This window comes from Pseudomonas sp. AC083, assembly GCF_979253165.1.
This window is the reverse complement of record NZ_CEEDDH010000006.1, coordinates 175,147-193,632: the sequence shown is the minus strand read 5'-3', so window position 1 is coordinate 193,632 and position 18,486 is coordinate 175,147. Positions and strand designations below refer to the sequence as shown.

At 59.6% G+C, this 18,486-nt stretch carries 21 protein-coding genes; 9 read left to right on the top strand and 12 right to left on the bottom strand.

The features are described 5' to 3' along the window. Positions 1 to 183 precede the first annotated feature (183 nt). The 3 genes from cysD (at position 184) to cysN (ending at position 3,499) form a co-directional block, all read left to right on the top strand. The gene (gene cysD / locus AC0IXA_RS12345; RefSeq protein WP_016771664.1) at positions 184 to 1,101 is read left to right on the top strand and encodes a sulfate adenylyltransferase subunit CysD; all 918 of its coding nucleotides are present in this window, start codon (positions 184 to 186) and stop codon (positions 1,099 to 1,101) included. A gap of 104 nt (positions 1,102 to 1,205) precedes the next feature. After that, positions 1,206 to 1,547, top strand: a complete 342-nt coding sequence (locus AC0IXA_RS12340; RefSeq protein WP_039759341.1) for a four helix bundle protein — start codon at positions 1,206 to 1,208, stop codon at positions 1,545 to 1,547. A gap of 53 nt (positions 1,548 to 1,600) precedes the next feature. Beyond that, a complete protein-coding gene (gene cysN, locus AC0IXA_RS12335; RefSeq protein WP_024011630.1) occupies positions 1,601 to 3,499 on the top strand; it encodes a sulfate adenylyltransferase subunit CysN in 1,899 nt (632 codons plus the stop codon). 196 nt (positions 3,500 to 3,695) lie between these two features. Here the strand turns inward: cysN and AC0IXA_RS12330 are convergent, their stop codons facing one another. The 3 genes from AC0IXA_RS12330 to AC0IXA_RS12320 are packed head-to-tail and all read right to left on the bottom strand — an operon-like array spanning position 3,696 to position 7,079. Next, positions 3,696 to 4,601, bottom strand: a complete 906-nt coding sequence (locus AC0IXA_RS12330) for an acyltransferase (RefSeq protein WP_471813236.1) — start codon at positions 4,599 to 4,601, stop codon at positions 3,696 to 3,698. After that, a complete protein-coding gene (pta, locus tag AC0IXA_RS12325; RefSeq protein WP_471813234.1) occupies positions 4,602 to 6,701 on the bottom strand; it encodes a phosphate acetyltransferase in 2,100 nt (699 codons plus the stop codon). It lies immediately after the preceding gene. Between the two features lie 51 nt (positions 6,702 to 6,752). Continuing rightward, positions 6,753 to 7,079, bottom strand: a complete 327-nt coding sequence (locus tag AC0IXA_RS12320; RefSeq protein WP_082530248.1) for a DUF3565 domain-containing protein — start codon at positions 7,077 to 7,079, stop codon at positions 6,753 to 6,755. Here AC0IXA_RS12320 and AC0IXA_RS12315 point away from each other — a divergent pair. From AC0IXA_RS12315 to AC0IXA_RS12305, 3 genes are all read left to right on the top strand, one after another. Then, entirely contained in the window at positions 7,048 to 7,533 is a 486-nt protein-coding gene (locus tag AC0IXA_RS12315) for an FKBP-type peptidyl-prolyl cis-trans isomerase (RefSeq protein WP_016771661.1), read from the top strand. The genes AC0IXA_RS12320 and AC0IXA_RS12315 overlap by 32 nt on opposite strands. Before the next feature lie 123 nt (positions 7,534 to 7,656). Then, entirely contained in the window at positions 7,657 to 8,139 is a 483-nt protein-coding gene (locus AC0IXA_RS12310; RefSeq protein WP_016771660.1) for a glutathione peroxidase, read from the top strand. Positions 8,140 to 8,293: 154 nt separating this feature from the next. Further along, positions 8,294 to 9,397, top strand: coding sequence for an NADH:flavin oxidoreductase (locus AC0IXA_RS12305; RefSeq protein ID WP_471813231.1), 1,104 nt, complete (start codon positions 8,294 to 8,296; stop codon positions 9,395 to 9,397). 127 nt (positions 9,398 to 9,524) lie between these two features. On the opposite strand, the gene AC0IXA_RS12300 is transcribed toward AC0IXA_RS12305, so the two are convergent. Further along, positions 9,525 to 10,724, bottom strand: coding sequence for a glycosyltransferase family 4 protein (locus tag AC0IXA_RS12300; RefSeq protein ID WP_471813229.1), 1,200 nt, complete (start codon positions 10,722 to 10,724; stop codon positions 9,525 to 9,527). 40 nt (positions 10,725 to 10,764) lie between these two features. Next, on the bottom strand, positions 10,765 to 11,517 hold the full coding sequence (gene cysZ / locus AC0IXA_RS12295; protein WP_125917950.1) for a sulfate transporter CysZ: 753 nt from the start codon (positions 11,515 to 11,517) through the stop codon (positions 10,765 to 10,767). Between the two features lie 312 nt (positions 11,518 to 11,829). On the opposite strand from cysZ, the gene trxB reads away from it, so the two are divergent. After that, positions 11,830 to 12,792, top strand: a complete 963-nt coding sequence (gene trxB, locus AC0IXA_RS12290; protein ID WP_016771656.1) for a thioredoxin-disulfide reductase — start codon at positions 11,830 to 11,832, stop codon at positions 12,790 to 12,792. A gap of 194 nt (positions 12,793 to 12,986) precedes the next feature. Here the strand turns inward: trxB and AC0IXA_RS12285 are convergent, their stop codons facing one another. The 5 genes from AC0IXA_RS12285 to AC0IXA_RS12265 all read right to left on the bottom strand — a co-directional run bounded on the left by AC0IXA_RS12285 (position 12,987) and on the right by AC0IXA_RS12265 (position 15,517). Next, positions 12,987 to 13,325 carry a HopJ type III effector protein gene (locus AC0IXA_RS12285; protein WP_471813227.1) on the bottom strand — a complete coding sequence of 113 codons (339 nt, stop codon included), beginning with the start codon at positions 13,323 to 13,325 and terminating at the stop codon, positions 12,987 to 12,989. Continuing rightward, positions 13,318 to 13,614 carry a DUF1244 domain-containing protein gene (locus AC0IXA_RS12280; protein ID WP_056782977.1) on the bottom strand — a complete coding sequence of 99 codons (297 nt, stop codon included), beginning with the start codon at positions 13,612 to 13,614 and terminating at the stop codon, positions 13,318 to 13,320. The genes AC0IXA_RS12285 and AC0IXA_RS12280 overlap by 8 nt, the downstream gene beginning before the upstream one ends. Positions 13,615 to 13,734: 120 nt before the next feature. Next, a complete protein-coding gene (gene folX / locus AC0IXA_RS12275; RefSeq protein WP_016771653.1) occupies positions 13,735 to 14,106 on the bottom strand; it encodes a dihydroneopterin triphosphate 2'-epimerase in 372 nt (123 codons plus the stop codon). Positions 14,107 to 14,178: 72 nt separating this feature from the next. Further along, positions 14,179 to 14,889, bottom strand: coding sequence for a dihydromonapterin reductase (gene folM, locus AC0IXA_RS12270; protein WP_024011636.1), 711 nt, complete (start codon positions 14,887 to 14,889; stop codon positions 14,179 to 14,181). Positions 14,890 to 14,947: 58 nt separating this feature from the next. Next, entirely contained in the window at positions 14,948 to 15,517 is a 570-nt protein-coding gene (locus AC0IXA_RS12265) for a putative antibiotic biosynthesis monooxygenase (protein WP_073473745.1), read from the bottom strand. 211 nt (positions 15,518 to 15,728) lie between these two features. Between AC0IXA_RS12265 and AC0IXA_RS12260 the strand changes: the two genes are divergently transcribed. Next, positions 15,729 to 16,688, top strand: a complete 960-nt coding sequence (locus AC0IXA_RS12260; protein ID WP_471813224.1) for a MerR family transcriptional regulator — start codon at positions 15,729 to 15,731, stop codon at positions 16,686 to 16,688. Between the two features lie 3 nt (positions 16,689 to 16,691). Here AC0IXA_RS12260 and AC0IXA_RS12255 read toward each other — a convergent pair whose 3' ends face one another. Beyond that, entirely contained in the window at positions 16,692 to 17,297 is a 606-nt protein-coding gene (locus tag AC0IXA_RS12255; RefSeq protein ID WP_024011639.1) for a hypothetical protein, read from the bottom strand. Between the two features lie 54 nt (positions 17,298 to 17,351). Further along, positions 17,352 to 17,828, bottom strand: a complete 477-nt coding sequence (locus AC0IXA_RS12250) for a PAS domain-containing protein (protein ID WP_024011640.1) — start codon at positions 17,826 to 17,828, stop codon at positions 17,352 to 17,354. Positions 17,829 to 17,981: 153 nt separating this feature from the next. Here AC0IXA_RS12250 and AC0IXA_RS12245 point away from each other — a divergent pair, with 153 nt between their 5' ends. Beyond that, positions 17,982 to 18,437 carry a flavodoxin gene (locus AC0IXA_RS12245; protein ID WP_471813222.1) on the top strand — a complete coding sequence of 152 codons (456 nt, stop codon included), beginning with the start codon at positions 17,982 to 17,984 and terminating at the stop codon, positions 18,435 to 18,437. Positions 18,438 to 18,486 lie beyond the last annotated feature (49 nt).

Here is an 18,486-nt window from a genome sequence, read left to right as displayed (position 1 = left end):
CTGACAATCCGCTTTCGCGAGCAGGCTCGCTCCCACATTCGGCCCTGACGGGCCGAACTGGCAGGCATATTCATATACCCTTTCGATCTAGTTGGCGTCCTGATTAGAAGAGGTCGCTGTGCTAGGATTCCTCGCTCGAACACGGCCCGCTGGCCGTTCATAAGAAAGCTTTCGTGAGTAGCCATGGTCGACAAACTGACGCATCTGAAACAGCTGGAGGCGGAAAGCATCCACATCATCCGCGAGGTGGCCGCCGAGTTCGATAACCCGGTGATGCTGTACTCCATCGGTAAAGACTCCGCCGTGATGCTGCACCTGGCACGCAAGGCGTTCTTCCCGGGCAAACTGCCGTTTCCGGTGATGCACGTCGACACCCGCTGGAAATTCCAGGAAATGTACAAGTTCCGCGACAAGATGGTCGAAGACTTGGGCCTGGACCTGATCACCCACATCAACCCCGATGGCGTCGCGCAGAACATCAACCCGTTCACCCACGGCAGTGCCAAACACACCGACATCATGAAAACCGAAGGCCTGAAACAGGCACTCGACAAGCATGGTTTCGACGCAGCATTCGGTGGCGCCCGTCGCGATGAAGAGAAATCCCGCGCCAAAGAGCGCGTGTACTCGTTCCGTGACAGCAAGCACCGCTGGGACCCGAAAAACCAGCGTCCGGAGCTGTGGAACGTCTACAACGGCAAGGTCAACAAGGGCGAATCCATTCGTGTATTCCCGTTGTCGAACTGGACCGAGCTGGACATCTGGCAGTACATCTATCTCGAAGGCATTCCGATTGTGCCCCTGTACTTCGCCGCCGAACGCGAAGTGATCGAGAAGAACGGCACGCTGATCATGATCGACGACGAGCGCATCCTCGAGCACCTGTCCGATGAAGACAAAGCGCGCATCGTGAAAAAGAAAGTGCGGTTCCGCACCCTTGGCTGCTACCCGTTGACGGGCGCGGTGGAGTCCGAGGCCGAAAGCCTGACGGACATCATTCAGGAAATGCTCCTGACGCGAACTTCCGAGCGCCAGGGCCGGGTCATCGACCACGATGGCGCAGGCTCGATGGAAGACAAAAAACGTCAAGGTTACTTTTAAGCTTCGAGTTACAAGCGGCAAGCTGCAAGTTAAAGGCGGTATGAGTAGCTTTGCAGTTTGGCGCTTGCAGCCGGTTGCTGCGGGCCGGAATCGGATGACTCGTAATGGATTTCGAGAGACTGGTTGTATGGCAGCGAAGCAAATGTCTGGCGGTGAGGATTTTCAAAGAGTTTGCGCGGTGCGGGGATTTTGGATTCAAGGATCAGATCACCCGTTCTGCACTTTCAGTGCCTTCCAATATCGCTGAAGGCATGGAGCGTCGGAGTTGCAAAGAAAAGGTTCATTTTCTTTGGATTGCGAAAGCTTCTTGTGGAGAGCTGCGCACCCAGATCCTGATAGGCCGAGATATCGCTTACATCGCAGAACCACTGGCTGAAAATTGGATTATGGAGACCCGAGAGCTTTCTAGGATGCTGGTTGGGTTGATCAACAAAATTTCTGACTAGCTGTACGCCGACAAGCTTGCCGCTTGAAGCTTACAGCTCGGAGCTTGAATGCAATGAGCCACGCATCTGATTTGATCAGCGAGGACATCCTCGCCTACCTGGGCCAGCACGAACGTAAAGAGCTGCTGCGCTTTTTGACCTGCGGTAACGTCGACGACGGCAAGAGCACCCTGATCGGGCGCCTGCTGCACGACTCGAAAATGATCTACGAAGATCACCTCGAAGCGATCACCCGCGATTCGAAGAAGGTCGGCACCACCGGTGACGACATCGATCTGGCGTTGCTGGTCGACGGTCTGCAGGCCGAGCGTGAGCAGGGCATCACCATTGATGTCGCCTACCGCTATTTCTCCACCGCCAAGCGCAAATTCATCATCGCCGACACCCCCGGCCATGAGCAGTACACCCGCAACATGGCCACCGGTGCGTCCACCTGTGACCTGGCGATCATTCTGGTCGACGCCCGTTACGGCGTGCAGACCCAGACCCGTCGCCACAGCTTCATCGCTTCTTTGCTGGGTATCAAACACATCGTCGTCGCCATCAACAAGATGGACTTGAAGGACTTCGACGAAGGCGTGTTCGAATCGATCAAGGCTGACTACCTGAAGTTCGCCGAAGGCTTGAAGATGAAGCCGACCAGCATGCACTTCGTGCCGATGTCTGCCCTCAAGGGCGACAACGTGGTGAACAAGTCCGAGCGCTCGCCGTGGTACACCGGCCAGTCGCTGATGGAGATTCTGGAGACTGTGGAAGTCGCCGGCGATCGCAACTTCACCGATCTGCGTTTCCCGGTGCAGTACGTCAACCGTCCGAACCTGAACTTCCGTGGTTTCGCCGGCACCCTGGCCAGCGGCATTGTGCACAAGGGCGACGAAGTCGTGGTGCTGCCGTCGGGCAAGAGCAGCCGGGTGAAATCCATCGTCACCTTCGAAGGTGAACTGGAGCACGCCGGTCCAGGTCAGGCGGTAACCCTGACCATGGAAGACGAAATCGACATCTCCCGTGGCGACCTGTTGGTGCATGCCGACAACGTGCCACCGGTCACCGACAGCTTCGAAGCGATGCTGGTGTGGATGGCTGAAGAGCCGATGCTGCCGGGCAAGAAATACGACATCAAACGCGCCACCAGTTACGTGCCGGGCTCGATCGCCAGCATCGTCAACAAGGTCGACGTCAACACGTTGGAAGAAGGCCCGGCGAGCGCGTTGCAGCTCAACGAAATCGGCAAGGTGAAGATCGCGCTCGACGCGCCGATCGCCCTCGACGGTTACGAAAGCAACCGCACCACCGGCGCATTCATCGTCATCGATCGCCTGACCAACGGCACCGTTGGCGCCGGCATGATCGTCGCTCAGCCTGTAGCGCATGGCACTGCAACCCACCACGGCAAATTGGCCCATGTGGCGACTGAAGAACGCGCCCAGCGCTTCGGCCAGCAACCAGCCACCGTGCTGTTCAGCGGCCTGTCCGGTGCGGGCAAAAGCACCTTGGCGTATGCGGTCGAACGCAAGCTGTTCGACATGGGTCGCGCGGTGTTTGTACTGGATGGCCAGAACCTGCGTCATGACTTGAACAAAGGTCTGCCACAGGATCGCGCCGGGCGTACCGAGAACTGGCGTCGTGCCGCCCATGTGGCGCGTCAGTTCAACGAAGCGGGGCTGCTGACCCTGGCCGCGTTCGTCGCGCCGAGTGCCGAAGGTCGCGAGCAGGCCAAGGAACTGATCGGCAAGGATCGCTTGCTGACGGTCTATGTGCAGGCCTCGCCGACCGTGTGCGCCGAACGTGATCCACAAGGCCTGTACGCTGCTGGCGGCGATAACATTCCGGGCGAATCCTTCCCGTACGATGTGCCGCTCAATGCCGACTTGGTGATCGACACGCAGTCGCTGAGCCTGGAAGAAAGCGTCAAGCAAGTGCTGGAGCTGTTGCGTCAGCGTGGCGCGATTTAAGGTAGAAGCAGCGACAAGCTTCTAGCTGCAAGCGGCAAGAAAAAGCCCGCCGGTGAGTGATCATCGGCGGGTTTTTTATTTCAGAGCGCTGCAATTAAAACTGTGGGAGCGAGCCTGCTCGCGAAAGCTTTATCTCATTCAACATCTTTGTATGCTGATCCACCGCTTTCGCGAGCAGGCTCGCTCCCACAGGGGGTTATTGGCGACCTGGAAATTCGCGGTGCATCTGCTCCAGCAACGCATCCTTGTCCAGCCACAGCTGATTGATCCAGCCCTGAAACTGCAAACGGTACTCGCCGTCCTGGTCGTAGTTCTTGCCGATGAAGGCCGGCGGGATTTTGATTTCTTCAAAATGCACCACCACATCGCGCACATTGCCGCAGAGCAAATCCCAGAACCCCGGACGCCCGGCCGGGTAATGAATCGTCACGTTGACGATCGACTCCAGCTGTTCACCCATCGCATCCAGCACAAAGGCGATCCCACCGGCCTTGGGCTTGAGCAGGTACTTGAACGGTGACTGCTGCTGCGCATGCTTGCCTTCGGTGAAGCGTGTGCCTTCGACGAAGTTGAAAATCCCCACCGGGTTATGGCGGTATTTCGCGCAGGTCTTGCGCGTGGTTTCCAGGTCCTTGCCTTTTTTCTCCGGGTGTTTTTCCAGATACGCCTTGGAGTAGCGCTTCATGAACGGAAAGCCCAGCGCCCACCAGGCCAGCCCGATTACCGGAACCCAGATCAGCTCCTGCTTGAGGAAGAACTTCAGCGGCTGAATCTTGCGGTTGAGCACGTATTGCAGCACCAGAATATCCACCCAGCTCTGGTGGTTGCTGGTGATCAGGTACGAGTGCTGATAGTCGAGGCCTTGCAGACCGCTGAGGTGCCAGCGGGTGCGCCGTACCAGATTCATCCAGCCTTTGTTATTGCTGATCCACGCCTCGTGGGTGTGGCTCATCAGCCAACCGGCGATGCGCTGGGTAAAGGCAAACGGCAAAGCCTTGATCAGCGCCACGCAGAACAGGAACGAGCACAGCAGAATCGTATTGAGCGCCAACAGCAGCGAGGCGATCACGCCGCGCAACGGTGCAGGGAGAAAGTCCAGCATTTACACATCCATAGGTCGGTTGGCGGCTTGAATCGCGGTGAGCGCGATGGTGTAGACGATGTCATCGACTTGCGCGCCGCGCGGCAGGTCGTTCACCGGTTTGCGCAGGCCTTGCAGCATCGGCCCGAGGCTGACGCAATCGGCGCTGCGCTGCACGGCTCTGTGCGTGGTGTTGCCGGTGTTCAGATCGGGGAACACAAACACCGTGGCGCGCCCGGCGACCTGACTGTTCGGCGCCAGTTGCCGCGCCACGTCGGCGTTGGCGGCGGCGTCGTACTGCAACGGGCCGTCGATCAACAGCGAGTTTTGTTGCTCATGGGCGAGCAGGGTCGCCTCGCGGACTTTCTCGACTTCTTCACCGCGCGCCGATTCGCCGCTGGAATAGCTGATCATCGCCACCCGTGGAGTAATGCCGAATGCGGCCGCCGAGTCGGCGCTTTGCAGGGCGATCTCGGCCAGTTCCGCGGCGCTCGGGTGCGGGTTCATCACGCAGTCGCCGTAGACCAGCACTTCTTCCGGGAACAGCATGAAGAATACCGACGACACCAGCGTGCAGCCCGGTGCGGTCTTGATCAGTTGCAGGGCCGGGCGGATGGTGTTGGCGGTGGTGTTGATCACACCCGAAACCAAGCCGTCGACCTCGTCCAGCGCCAGCATCATGGTGCCGATCACCACGGTGTCTTCCAATTGTTGCTCGGCCATCGGTGCGTTGAGGCTTTTGCTCTTGCGCAGGGCGACCATCGGCTCGACGTAACGCTCGCGGATGTGGTCCGGGTCAAGGATTTCCAGACCCGGCGGCAGCACGATGCCTTGGGCGCGGGCGACCGCTTCGACGTCTTCGGGTTTGGCCAGCAATACGCAGCGGGCGATCCCGCGTTCCTGACAGATCGCCGCTGCTTGCACGGTGAACGGCTCGCTGCCTTCGGGCAACACGATGCGCTTGTTCGCCGCTTGCGCGCGCTGGATCAATTGGTAGCGGAACACCGCTGGCGACAGGCGCATCTCCCGAGGCGTGCCGCAGCGCTGGTGCAGCCAGTTGGCGTCGAGGTGGCTGGCGACGAAATCGGTGATGATCTCCGCGCGCTCGCGGTCATCGATCGGGATTTCCTTGTTCAGGCCATTGAGCAGATTGGCGGTGTCGTACGAGCCGGTGCTCACCGACAACACCGGCAAACCGGCCTGCAACGCGCCCCGGCACAGGTCCATGATGCGCGGGTCGGGCAGGGTGTCGCTGGTCAGCAGCAGGCCGGCCAGCGGCACACCGTTGATCGCCGCGAGGCTGACGGCGAGGATGATGTCGTCGCGATCGCCCGGGGTCACCACCAGCACGCCGGGCTTGAGCAGCTCGACGGTGTTGCGCATGGTTCGTGCGCAAATGATGATTTTGCTCATGCGCCGGGTTTCGTAGTCTCCCGCGTTGAGCACTTGCGCACCCATCAGGTCGGCGACGTCGCGGGTGCGCGGCGCATTGAGTTCCGGCTGAAACGGGATGCAGCCAAGCAAGCGGAAATCACCGCTGCGCAGCAACGGCGAATGCTCTTTCAGGCGTGTGGCGAAGGCGTCCATGCTCTCGTCGGTCTTGACCTTGTTGAGGATCACCCCGAGGACCTTCGGGTCCTTCGGGCCGCCGAATAATTGCGCTTGAAGCTCGACGCGGCCAGAAAGCTCGGCGAGCACTTCGTTTTCCGGCGCCGAGACCAGAATCACCTCGGCATCCAGGCTCTTGGCCAGATGCAGATTGACCCGCGCGGCGTAACTGGCGCTGCGGGTCGGCACCATGCCTTCGACCACCAGCACGTCTTTGCCGACCGCCGCTTGCTGATACAGGGCGATGATTTCTTCGAGCAGTTCGTCGAGCTGACCGTCGCCGAGCATGCGTTCGACGTGCGCCAGCCCCAACGGTTGTGGCGGTTTCAGGCCGTGGGTGCGCGCCACCAGTTCGGTGGATCGCTCAGGGCCGGTGTCGCCCGGGTGCGGCTGGGCGATCGGTTTGAAGAAGCCGACTTTGAGACCGGCGCGTTCAAGCGTGCGCACCAGCCCGAGGCTGATGGAGGTCAGACCCACGCCAAAATCGGTGGGGGCGATAAAAAAAGTTTGCATGGGAATTCTCTATGCAAGGGTGTCAGCCTATGTCTGGCCGACTACCGAAATTCAGTCGCCAAGGTTATCGCTAACCGAGCCTTGTGCACACCAACCGCAGGCAAAGGGTTGACCTGTTTTTTCAATACGTTGCGCCGGATCCAGGACCCAGGCGCGGGTTTGCCACGGCGGCTGGTGGCGCAGGTGCTGGGTGTGGCCACAGGAAAGCTCGACCACCCAATGGCCATCTTCGTCCTGATGGAAGCCGGTGATGGTCGAAACCCGTTTGTCCGGGTTGTGGTCGCTTTCACGCGATTGCTTCGCTAAACTTGGCCTTTCTATATTCTTATGCAAAAGGTCTCGCCCCATGCTGATCGCCGCCAATAAGGCTGTCTCCATCGACTATACCCTGACCAACGACGCTGGTGAGGTCATCGACAGCTCCGCCGGCGGCGCTCCGCTGGTTTACCTGCAAGGCGCAGGCAACATCATCCCGGGCCTGGAAAAAGCCCTTGAAGGCAAAGCTGTCGGCGACGAGCTGAAAGTAGCCGTTGAGCCGGAAGACGCTTACGGTGAATACGCCGCTGAACTGGTCAGCACCCTGAGCCGCAGCATGTTCGAAGGCGTTGACGAGCTGGAAGTCGGCATGCAGTTCCACGCTTCGGCGCCGGACGGCCAGATGCAGATCGTCACCATCCGTGATCTGGACGGCGACGACGTCACCGTTGATGGCAACCACCCTCTGGCCGGTCAGCGCCTGAACTTCGAAGTGAAGATCGTTGATATCCGTGACGCCAGCCAGGAAGAAATCGCTCATGGTCACGTCCATGGCGAAGGTGGCCATCACCACTGATTTTCTGCGCTAAGCTTCGAGTACTGGAGAGGCGCCTGTGGGCGCCTTTTTAGTCCGCGGCTGTCCTTGGTGGCCTCGCCAAGTGGCTGTTTCGAGTAGAACACGAGAATCCTGGAGTTCGGCATGAGTGCTTTTCACGACCTTAAGTTGACAGCCCTGGATGGTCAGGAGCTACCGCTGGCGCCGTTCAAGGGACAAGTCGTGCTGGTGGTCAACGTGGCCTCCAAATGCGGCTTGACCCCTCAGTACGCGGCACTGGAAAACCTCTACCAGCAATACAAAGATAAAGGCTTTGCTGTGCTGGGCCTGCCGTGCAACCAGTTTGCCGGTCAGGAGCCAGGCTCGGAGAAAGAAATCCAGGAGTTCTGCAGCCTCAACTATGGCGTGACCTTTCCGTTGTCGAGCAAGCTCGAAGTCAACGGCCACGAGCGGCATCAGTTGTATCGCCTGCTGGCGGGCGAGGGCGCCGAATTTCCCGGTGACATCACCTGGAACTTCGAAAAGTTTCTGCTCGGCAAGGATGGCCGGGTGCTGGCGCGGTTCTCCCCGCGCACCGCGCCGGATGATCCGACAGTGATTGCCGCGATCGAAAAAGCCTTAGCCTGAATCAGAAAATCGCAGCATTGAGCTGCGATTTTTTTGCCTGCCTTTTGACCCTTAATCATTTAGATCAATAGTGCTGTCACGCGAAGAACGTGGCGGATATTATCGCCGTCATATCGATCAATGTCCGTCGCCAACGTTTTCGTGGAGCCTCTCGATGCCCGTTCAAGCCCTGTTCAAACCGTTCCACCTCGGTGCCCTCGAACTGCCGACCCGCGTGGTCATGGCGCCAATGACCCGCTCGTTCTCCCCGGGCGGCGTGCCTAATTCCAAAGTCATCGAGTACTACCGTCGCCGTGCGGCCGCTGGGGTTGGCTTGATCATCACCGAAGGCACCACGGTCGGCCATATCGCTGCCAACGGTTATCCGAATGTGCCGCAATTTTTCGGTGACGCGCCGCTGGCCGGCTGGAAAAAAGTTGTCGACGCCGTGCACGCCGAGGGCGGCAAGATCGTCCCGCAACTGTGGCATGTCGGCAGCGTACGTCGCCTCGGCACCGAGCCGGACGCCAGCGTGCCGGGCTACGGTCCGTCGGAGAAACTCAAGGACGGCCAGGTCGTGGTTCACGGCATGACCAAGCAGGACATCCAGGACGTGATTGCCGCGTTCGCCCAAGCTGCCAAAGACGCGCAAGGCATCGGCATGGACGGCGTGGAAATCCACGGTGCCCATGGCTATCTGGTGGACCAGTTCTTCTGGGAAGGCAGCAATCAGCGCACCGACGAATACGGTGGCAGCCTGGCCAACCGTTCGCGTTTTGCCATCGAATTGATTCAAGCAGTGCGCGCAGCCGTCGGTGAGGGTTTCCCGATCATCTTCCGCTTCTCGCAATGGAAGCAGCAGGATTACACCGCGCGTCTGGTGCAAACTCCCGAAGCGCTGGGCGAATTTCTCAAGCCGCTGTCCGACGCTGGCGTGGACATTTTCCACTGCTCGACCCGACGCTTCTGGGAGCCGGAGTTCGACGGTTCGGATCTGAACCTTGCTGGCTGGACCCGCAAGCTGACCGGCAAACCGACCATCACCGTGGGCAGCGTCGGCCTGGACGGCGAGTTCCTGCAGTTCATGGTCAACACCGACAAGGTCGCGCAACCGGCCAGCCTGGAAAACCTGCTGGAGCGTCTGAACAAAGAAGAGTTCGACCTGGTAGCGGTGGGCCGCGCGCTGCTGGTCGATCCGGACTGGGCGCAGAAAGTCCGTGAAGGGCGTGAGCAGGACATTCTGCCGTTCAGTCGTGAGGCGTTGATGACCCTGGTCTAAGCGGCGCCAGTTCGAACCATTCGCGAGCAGGCTCGCTCCCACCTTCGACCGCATTCCATCTGAAAGAATGCAGTACCCATGTGGGAGCGAGCCTGCTCACGAAAGCTGTTTCTCTGTCGACGAAAATCTAAGGTTGTGTCTGCGCCCCAGGCACCCCCAGCTCCCCCGCACAAGCCCCCCGCAAATACCCCTCGAACTGCTCGATAATCGCCGCCCAGCCCTGGCGACTGCCATGCTGCCGTGCATTCAGCCGCACACAGCGCAACCGCTCATCCTCCTCCAGCAACCACGCCGCCGCCTCGCAAAATGCCTGCTCATCGCCGGGCATGGCTGACACGCCGTTGTAGCCGTGGCGAATATGCTGCGCCGCCGCTGCCTGATCATAGGCAACAACGCCGAGCCCCGAAGCCAGGGCTTCCAGCACCACATTGCCGAAAGTTTCGGTCAGGCTGGGAAATACGAACAGATCTCCTGAGGCGTAGTGCGCCGCCAGGGCTTCGCCCCGCTGCGCGCCGCAGAAGATCGCCTCCGGCAGTTCTTTTTCCAGCGCCGAACGCTGCGGGCCATCTCCGACCACGATCAGCTTCAGATGGCGCTGTGGATAAGTTTCGCGCAGACCTTCAAAGCAGCGTTTGAGCAGGCCCAGATTTTTCTCCGGGGCGAGCCTTCCTACGTGGATGACCGCGATATCTTTATCAGAGAGTCCCCATTGCTCACGCAACGCGCTCTGACGTTTGCTCGGATGAAACAACTGGCTGTCCACGCCCCGCGACAACAACGCCAGCCGTTCGAAATGCCGACGCTCCAGTTCCAGGCGCTGACTGGCGCTCGGCACCAAAGTCATTGCCGAACGATTGTGAAACCAGCGCAGGTAATGAGTGAGCATCCGCGTCAGCAGGCCGAGGCCGTACTGGCTGGTGTATTGCTGGAAGTTGGTGTGAAAACCGCTCACCACCGCAATCCCCAGGCGCCGTGCCGCGCGCAGTGCCGACAATCCGAGCGGGCCTTCCGTGGCGATGTACAGCACATCCGGCCGCTGGCGTTTCCAGCGGCGCAGCAGTTTATGCATCGACGACTGGCCCCATTGCAGTCCCGGATAGCCCGGTAGTGGCCAGCCGCGACACAGCAACAGTGCATCGTCTTCGCTGCGTTGCGGATCGGTGGCCTGGCGCGGGCGTACAAGCTCCACCTGGTGCCCACGTGCGCGCAAACCCTCGCACAAGCGGCCAAGGGTATTGGCCACGCCGTTGATTTCCGGTGGGAAGGTTTCGCTGATGAGGGTTATATGTAGAGCTGTCGTCATGACCTCAGTGTCGGCTGAGGCCATGTCGAGCTTGTTACGGTCGGATGATGGATTTGTGACGCGGTCAGTGCTGGATCACCAGATTTTCGGCGCCACGTTCACGCACCCAAAACAACGTCGCCCCGGCTACCGCCGCCGGCATCATCAGGATGTTGACCACCGGAATCAGCAACACCAGATAGACGATCCCGCCAAAACTCATGCTCTGCCAGCGCTTCTGCCGCAGCCAGGCCAGCATCTCGTTCCAGCCCAGTTTGTGGTTGTCCGCCGGATAGTCGATGTACTGGATGGCCATCATCCACACGCCGAATAGCAGCCATAACGGCGCGGCGACGATATTCACCACTGGGATGAACGACAGGATGAACAGGCCGAGGGCGCGCGGCAGGAAGTAGCCGAGCTTGCGCATTTCCCGGGAAAGGGTGCGCGGGATCATCGCGATCAGTTCGCCCCAACTGAACGCCGGGAAATCATCAGTGCCGCGCACCACCACTTCGACTTTTTCCGCAAGGAAGCCGTTGAACGGTGCGGCAATGATGTTGGCGAGCATGGTGAAGGTGAAAAACACCATCAAGGCCACCAGGACCACGAACAATGGCCAGAGGATATAGCTGAGGAAACTCAGCCATTCAGGCAACGACGGCATCAGCGTGTCGACCCACAGGCTGAACTGGTGGCCGGCCAGATAGATCAATCCGACGAACAGCACCAGGTTGATCGCCAGCGGCAACAACACGAACAGGCGCAGGCCAGGGCTCAGGACCAGTTTGAGGCCTTCGCGCAGGTACTGCGGGCCGGACAGAACAGGGGCGGGCATAAGGTGCTCCGAAGCAAGGGAAAACGCGCCGACGTTACCGGCTTTGCCAGAGCGGCGAAAGCGCGGCAGGGCAATCGACATTCACTGTAACAAAGAGGTCTATCTCGTCAGCGTCTCGGCATAGAGACCACCTATGAGCTGGATTGTTAAACCGTATTTCCTTAATCTTGCCCCCCTCGATACGCTGCACCCAACTTTTTACAGGACTGTCGAGTTCAAGCCTTCCCCAAGGTGTCCACGGTCCTTTTTTATTCCGCCGGCCGTCCGGCGTCCGCGCCAGATTTTTCATGGCCGGCCAACAGGAGCAGATTCATGTCTGAAGTCCGTCATTCGCGAGTGATCATTCTCGGTTCCGGCCCCGCCGGCTACAGCGCTGCGGTCTACGCGGCCCGCGCCAACCTCAAGCCACTGCTGATCACCGGCATGCAGGCCGGCGGTCAACTGACTACCACCACCGAAGTCGACAACTGGCCGGGTGATGTTCATGGTCTGACCGGCCCGGTGCTGATGGAGCGCATGCGCGAGCATGCGGAGCGTTTCGAGACCGAGATCGTTTTCGATCACATCAACGCCGTGGACTTCGCTGCCAAGCCGTACACTCTGACCGGCGACAGCGCGGTTTACACCTGTGATGCTCTGATCATCGCCACCGGTGCCAGCGCCCGCTACCTGGGTCTGCCGTCGGAAGAAGCGTTCATGGGCAAAGGCGTGTCGGCCTGCGCGACCTGCGACGGTTTCTTCTATCGCAACAAGCCGGTCGCTGTGGTTGGCGGTGGCAACACCGCTGTCGAAGAAGCGCTGTACTTGGCCAACATCGCCAGCACCGTGACTCTGATCCACCGTCGCGAAACCTTCCGCGCCGAGAAGATCCTGATCGACAAGCTCAACGCCCGTGTGGCTGAAGGCAAGATCATCCTCAAGTTGAACGCCAACCTGGACGAAGTCCTCGGCGACAACATGGGCGTCACCGGTGCGCGTCTGCGCAACAACGATGGCAGCTTCGACGAAATCAAAGTCGACGGCGTGTTCATCGCCATCGGCCACACCCCGAACACTTCGCTGTTCGAAGGCCAGCTGACGCTGAAAGACGGTTACCTGGTTGTGCAGGGCGGCCGCGAAGGCAATGCGACGGCCACCAGCGTCGAAGGCATCTTCGCTGCCGGTGACGTGGCTGACCACGTTTACCGTCAGGCCATCACCTCGGCCGGCGCCGGTTGCATGGCGGCACTGGACACCGAGCGCTACCTGGACGGCCTGCAGAACGCCACGTTCTAAGACCGCAGGGCACAAAAAAACCGGCCAGAGATTGGCCGGTTTTTTTGTGCACGCTCTTCCTGCTCCAACGCAATTCGATCGTTCCCACGCTCTGCGTGGGAATGCAGCCCGAGACGCTCTGCGTCCCAAAGCGGACGCAGAGCGTCCAATGAGGCATTCCCACGCGGAGCGTGGGAACGATCCGAATCCCGTTGTTAGCGACGGGTCAGGGGTTGTGCGGTGAATTCAACCCCGGCCAGGCCGTGCTTGATCAACGCGCGGATATTGCTGTGATCGCTGCCCTCAGGCGTCGCCAGCACCGAACGGTAATGCTCGCCGAACGCCAGCAGCGCTTCTTCATCACTCAGACCCTCAAGCAATGCCAGGCCCAGTGTCTTGCACGAACCTTCGTTCTGCCCGGCAGCGTTTTCCACGCCGCCGTTGTTGAATGCTTGCGGCTGGTAGTGGTAACCGGCGGCGATGAACGCCAGAGTGTCGGCGAAAGCATGCTCGCCACTCTTGAGGCTGGCGCGCAGGGTGTTCAGATCAGTCATTGGGTTTTCCTTTGGCAAACGCCGCTTGCTGTTCGGCGCTGGCTTCTTGCTGGTATTGGGCTTTCCACTCGGCGTAAGGCATGCCGTACACCACTTCGCGGGCGTCATCGAGGCTGACCTCGATCTGGCGTTGATCGGCTTCGGCCTTGTACCACTTCGACAGGCAGTTGCGGCAGAACCCGGCAAGGTTCATCAGGTCGATGTTCTGCACGTCCTTGCGGCTGTCGAGGTGGGCGACCAGTCGGCGAAAGGCGGCGGCTTCGAGTTCAAGGCGTTGTTGATCAGTCATGGGGGGTCTCTTCGAGACAGCTTCAAGCGGCAAGCTGCAAGCTGCAAGATGGATCGGGGTCGGCTGTTAGCTTACCGTTTGAAGCTTGAAGCTTGAAGCTTGAAGCTTGAAGCTTGAAGCTCAGCGGCTTGCCGCGAGCGTAATCGATACCGACTCGGCGAAGCGCAGGGCGTGCGGTTTGTCGACTTCGACTTCGGCGTACAGCACCGATGCATTGGTCATCACCAGGTCGAGCAATTCCTGGGTCAGGCGTTCGAGCAGGGCGAAGCGGTTACCTTCGACGTGGGCGATGATCGCTTTGGTGATGGTGCGGTAATTCAGCGCGTGGTCGATGTCGTTGTCACGCACCGCCTCCTGCGCTGCGTACAGGATGGTCAGGTTGATCAGCACATCCTGCTTGTTGAGGATTTCGTCCTCGTTGATGCCGATAAAAGTGCGCAGGCGCAGATCCTTGACCCGGATGCGCGCCATCCCCGGTTGAAGTTGTGGCATTGATTTGCTCCGTCCAGTCTATTGCAGGCGTTCTGGTGGATCTTACTCGACTCGCGGCCGAAGCGGGACGGCCTATTTGACGTGCCGTCCACCGTTGACGGTGAGGGTCGTGCCGGTGACATAGGGATTGTCGAGCAGATAGCGCAGGCTCTGATAGATCACCTCGCTGCCGGGCTCGATACCCAGCGCGGACTTGGCCAGCGCCTTGGTGCGGTACGCCGCGTCATCGTCGGGGTTGAACAATAACAGCGCCGGGGCGATGCCGTTGACCTTGATGGCCGGCGCAAAGCGCGCGGCAAACGACAGGGTCAGACTGTCGAGCCCGGCCTTACTGGCGCAATAACCGATGTGCTTGCTGCTGCCTTTGCGGGTGACGTCGTCGCTGATGTGGATGATGTCGGCAGGTGTCGAGCGCTGCAGCAACTCGGCGCAGTGCAGGTTGATCAGGTAAGGCGCGAGCATGTGAATGTTGAACATGCGATTGAAGGCTTGTGCTTCGCTGCCCTGGGTTTCCGCCAGCCATTCGGAGGCGTTGTGCACGACGGCGCGCAAGCTGTCGGTGTGGGCTTTCAGCGCGTCGATGAAGGCAAGAATCCCGGCCTCGCTGGAAAAGTCCGCGAACAGCGCTGTCGCGCCAAGATCGCGAAGGGCCTGCACGCCCGGTCGCTCGGTGCGGTAAGTGAAAATCAGCGGGTGGCCGTCCTCGATCAAGCGCTGCGCGCAGTGCAAACCGACACGCTGGCCGGCGCCGGTGATGAGGATCGGGGCTGCGGAATCTGGCATGGGCGGCTCGCATCGCGGTTGAAGCGAAAACTATAACAGGCTCGCCGCCCGCTGCAGATCAGCGATTTTGCGCCGACGGTGTGGCCGCCAGTGGCCGGGTCGGCGTGCTGTTCAGCCAGTTCGCCAGCAGACGCGTCGACAACGGGATGAAGAAATACACCATCAGCGGCGTCAGGCACGCCGTGCCGATCAAGATGCGCGGCAACAGGCTCAACTCAGCCAGCAGCGGGCCGAGGATAAAGTTGAAGATCAGCGACACCGGGAAAAACGCCAGCCAGATCGCCACGGCCTGTTTCCAGCGCGGTGGGCGTTGCCCGGCAGCACCAAACCAGCCTTCAATGCCGCTGACCCGGTGCTCTTTAGGATGTTCGAACAAATCGCTGCCGCGGTTAAGCCAGGCGGTACGCGACGCCGAATATTCCCAAGCATGCAGCGTCTGCTCATCGACAAAGCGAAAGATGATCTGGAATTCGTTGTCACCGGGCGGTGGCGCAAGGACACCGGAGCCCAGGTAGCCGGGGAAGTCGGTTGCCAGTTGTTCGCCTTCGCGAAGCCAGGCGATAAGATCGTGATAACGGCCATCAGCGACGCGACGCGCTACCATGAGCGTGACGGGGGAAGTAGACATTTTGTATCTCCGTATTTCGAGTGCGTCGTTCCGGGTAGGAACTTCGCCTGACGCAGGCCGGGGTAGAGGCCTGCGCTTTACAACAAGCAAGGATTATTCCTGATTTTGTCGATTAAACCAGCCATATTCGTCGCAGATCACTACTTGAAGGTTTCCAGTCCATCATGTTTAAAATGGGATCCAATGAACCGACATGGAAGTTGACCGCCAGATGCCTGTAATCACGGACACTCGCCCGGTTTCAACAGCACCCGGCACGCTCGAGCGCGAAGAGCTGTTTCCCATCCGCGAAGTGGCGCGCCTGACCGGCGTCAATCCGGTGACCCTGCGGGCCTGGGAGCGTCGCTACGGATTGATCCAGCCGACCCGCACCGAAAGCGGGCATCGTCTGTATTCAATGAACGATATCGAGCGTGTTCGCAGCATCGTCGACTGGATCGATCGCGGCGTGGCCGTGAGCAAGGTCGGCAAGATTCTGGCGAAAACAGAGCCTTTGAAGGTATTGGCCAACTTCATCCCCGATGACCATGTGCAGGCCGATTACAGGCAATGGCAGGAGCAGGTTCAGCAGGCCGTCAGTGCGTTCGACGATCAGCAGCTGGATCGCGTCTACGGGCAGATTTTCTCGTCGTACACGCTGCCGGTGGTGTTCGAAGCCATCATCATGCCGTTGTGGCGGCAATTGCTGCAGCGCCAGGACGCTTTCGGGCAAACCAGCGAATGGTTGTTTCTCGACGGATTTCTCAGGGCGCGCGTGCTGCAGCGCATCGTCATGCTGCGGGGGGCTCAACCGCGCCGGGTGGTCGTCAGTGCGCTTGCGGGGCAATGCAGAGAGCTTGAGTTGCTGGTAGCGGCGCTGTTTCTCAGCGGCAACGATTCTGGCGTGCGGGTGCTCACCACGGGCCAGCCTTTCGATGAATTGACGCTGGTCTGCGAAAAGGTCAAGCCTGACGCACTTGTGCTGTTTTCCAATCATGTCCCCGGTCCGGAGCTGCCCCGGCGCCTGAATCGTCTGGCACTGAGCCTGGATTGCCAATTGATGCTGGCTGGCGATGCCTCGGAACTGGCCGAAGACAGCCTGGCCGGTTCATCGGTGGCATGCCTGGGGAATGAGGGCGCGACAATGCGTCAACGCATGAAGCAGTTCATGGCGGGCAAACTGGATACCTGAAACTCAGGCGTGCAGGGCGGGGTGGGTCAAACGATGCTGTTGCAGAATGAACTGGCGCAAGCGCTCGGTTTCGTCGGCATCGGTCTGGCTCAGTTCGTAGGCGAAGAAACCTTGCTCGGTTTCACGCTCGAAATGGCCGCGCAACGAGATGCGCTCATAACCGGAAGGGCTGAACCACAGGGCGAAATGTTTCGGTGGTTTGGTCTTGTTGCGCACTTCCAGCAACACACCTTTGTGCGACACCTCGTGCACCCACAGCGTGCCGGGCTGGCCTTTGGCGTTTTCCAATGCCACCGGCTCTTCCAATACCAGGCGCCACGGCCGCACCATCGGGCCGTCTTCATAGATGCTCGGCACGCCGAGACGCAGATGCAGTGCGTGGAATTCGTCTTCCACCAGATGCAGCGGGAAGGTCATCTGCTGATTTTCGAAGTTGGCCTGGATCGTCACCTGCTCGTGAGCAGCCAGACGTGTCAGCAGGTCACGGATCTGCGAACCACCATTAACCAGCAGACTCGACGTTGCATCCCGCACGTTAAGTTGCGGGTTGTGCTGCATGGTCTGGATGAAATCCAGCTCGTCCTGGGTGAGGAGGGCGTCGCGCTGCATGGCTAACTCGAAGTGAATAGTTACAAAGTCATTGGTGATTGTAGTTAATGACCATCAGTTCGCGGTTTTGTTTGCGCCGTTCGTCGCTTTCAACGCCGCTAGCTCGCTTTGCAGCGCCGCCACTTGTGCTTCCAGCTGTGCAACCCGCTGCTGCGCCTTGACCTGAACCGTCACATCTTTTTGCACACCGATGAAATAAGTCTGCCCGTCATCGGCATTTTTTATCGTCGACAATGACAATTCGTTCCAGAACGGCGTGCCATCCTTGCGATAGTTGCGCAGGATTTCCCGGCAGGAACCGCCTTCACGCAATGTCTCGCGAATCAGCTGCAGACTTGGTTGATCACGGTCTCCCGCCTGCAAAAAGCGACAGTCCTGGTAGAGGATTTCCTCACTGCTATAACCGGTCATGCGCTCGAAGGCAGGGTTTACGTAAATAAGGATGTTGTCCTGCTCGCCTTCCTTTTCAGCGACCACGATTCCGTCATTCGACGCATTAATCACCATTTGCAGCAGGCTGGCGTTGATCATCCGAGAATCCCTTCCGTTATGTCAGTGGCAGGCATTCTAGAAGAAAGCCGCGGACTGTCTATAGGCCAGCAGCTTCCATTGAGAGCCAATCGCAACTTCGCGGCGTGGGCTGTTACTATCGCGGCTCTTTTTTTCAGTTCCAGGATCAGATTGATGAAAGTCGCCATCCTCTCAGGTTCAGTCTACGGCACCGCCGAAGAAGTCGCCCGCCACGCCCAGGACCTGCTGAAAGCCGCCGGCTTTGAAACCTTCTACAACTCGCGCGCTGCGTTGGCCGATATTCAGGCGTTCGGTCCCGAGGCCCTTCTGGCTGTGACCTCGACCACTGGCATGGGCGAGCTGCCGGACAACCTGCAACCGTTGTATTCGACCCTGCGCGATCAGTTGCCTGCTTCGTTGCGCGGCCTGCCCGGCGCGGTGATCGCCCTCGGTGATGCCAGCTATGGCGACACCTTCTGCGGCGGTGGCGAGCAGATGCGCGAACTGTTTGCCGAACTGGGGGTAAACGAGGTTCAGGAAATGCTGCGCATCGACGCCAGCGAAAGTGTCACGCCGGAAACCGATGCCGAGCCGTGGCTGGCGCAATTGATTGAAGCGCTCAAGGGCTGAGTGCGGACACTAACCGCTGCCTCTTTTAAGCGTTGTTGCATTGCAACGG

Coding starts and splice junctions, on each gene's coding strand:
- pta (WP_471813234.1), bottom strand. CDS start 6,701: ATGCAAACTTTTTTTATCGCCCCCACCGATTTTGGCGTGGGTCTGACC.
- AC0IXA_RS12265 (WP_073473745.1), bottom strand. CDS start 15,517: ATGTCTACTTCCCCCGTCACGCTCATGGTAGCGCGTCGCGTCGCTGAT.
- AC0IXA_RS12255 (WP_024011639.1), bottom strand. CDS start 17,297: ATGCAGCGCGACGCCCTCCTCACCCAGGACGAGCTGGATTTCATCCAG.
- AC0IXA_RS12280 (WP_056782977.1), bottom strand. CDS start 13,614: ATGACTGATCAACAACGCCTTGAACTCGAAGCCGCCGCCTTTCGCCGA.
- AC0IXA_RS12250 (WP_024011640.1), bottom strand. CDS start 17,828: ATGATCAACGCCAGCCTGCTGCAAATGGTGATTAATGCGTCGAATGAC.
- AC0IXA_RS12320 (WP_082530248.1), bottom strand. CDS start 7,079: ATGGAGACAGCCTTATTGGCGGCGATCAGCATGGGGCGAGACCTTTTG.
- AC0IXA_RS12300 (WP_471813229.1), bottom strand. CDS start 10,724: ATGGCCTCAGCCGACACTGAGGTCATGACGACAGCTCTACATATAACC.
- cysZ (WP_125917950.1), bottom strand. CDS start 11,517: ATGCCCGCCCCTGTTCTGTCCGGCCCGCAGTACCTGCGCGAAGGCCTC.
- AC0IXA_RS12310 (WP_016771660.1), top strand. CDS start 7,657: ATGAGTGCTTTTCACGACCTTAAGTTGACAGCCCTGGATGGTCAGGAG.
- trxB (WP_016771656.1), top strand. CDS start 11,830: ATGTCTGAAGTCCGTCATTCGCGAGTGATCATTCTCGGTTCCGGCCCC.
- AC0IXA_RS12260 (WP_471813224.1), top strand. CDS start 15,729: ATGCCTGTAATCACGGACACTCGCCCGGTTTCAACAGCACCCGGCACG.
- folM (WP_024011636.1), bottom strand. CDS start 14,889: ATGCCAGATTCCGCAGCCCCGATCCTCATCACCGGCGCCGGCCAGCGT.
- AC0IXA_RS12285 (WP_471813227.1), bottom strand. CDS start 13,325: ATGACTGATCTGAACACCCTGCGCGCCAGCCTCAAGAGTGGCGAGCAT.
- AC0IXA_RS12245 (WP_471813222.1), top strand. CDS start 17,982: ATGAAAGTCGCCATCCTCTCAGGTTCAGTCTACGGCACCGCCGAAGAA.
- AC0IXA_RS12305 (WP_471813231.1), top strand. CDS start 8,294: ATGCCCGTTCAAGCCCTGTTCAAACCGTTCCACCTCGGTGCCCTCGAA.
- AC0IXA_RS12330 (WP_471813236.1), bottom strand. CDS start 4,601: ATGCTGGACTTTCTCCCTGCACCGTTGCGCGGCGTGATCGCCTCGCTG.
- AC0IXA_RS12315 (WP_016771661.1), top strand. CDS start 7,048: ATGCTGATCGCCGCCAATAAGGCTGTCTCCATCGACTATACCCTGACC.
- cysN (WP_024011630.1), top strand. CDS start 1,601: ATGAGCCACGCATCTGATTTGATCAGCGAGGACATCCTCGCCTACCTG.
- cysD (WP_016771664.1), top strand. CDS start 184: ATGGTCGACAAACTGACGCATCTGAAACAGCTGGAGGCGGAAAGCATC.
- AC0IXA_RS12340 (WP_039759341.1), top strand. CDS start 1,206: ATGGATTTCGAGAGACTGGTTGTATGGCAGCGAAGCAAATGTCTGGCG.
- folX (WP_016771653.1), bottom strand. CDS start 14,106: ATGCCACAACTTCAACCGGGGATGGCGCGCATCCGGGTCAAGGATCTG.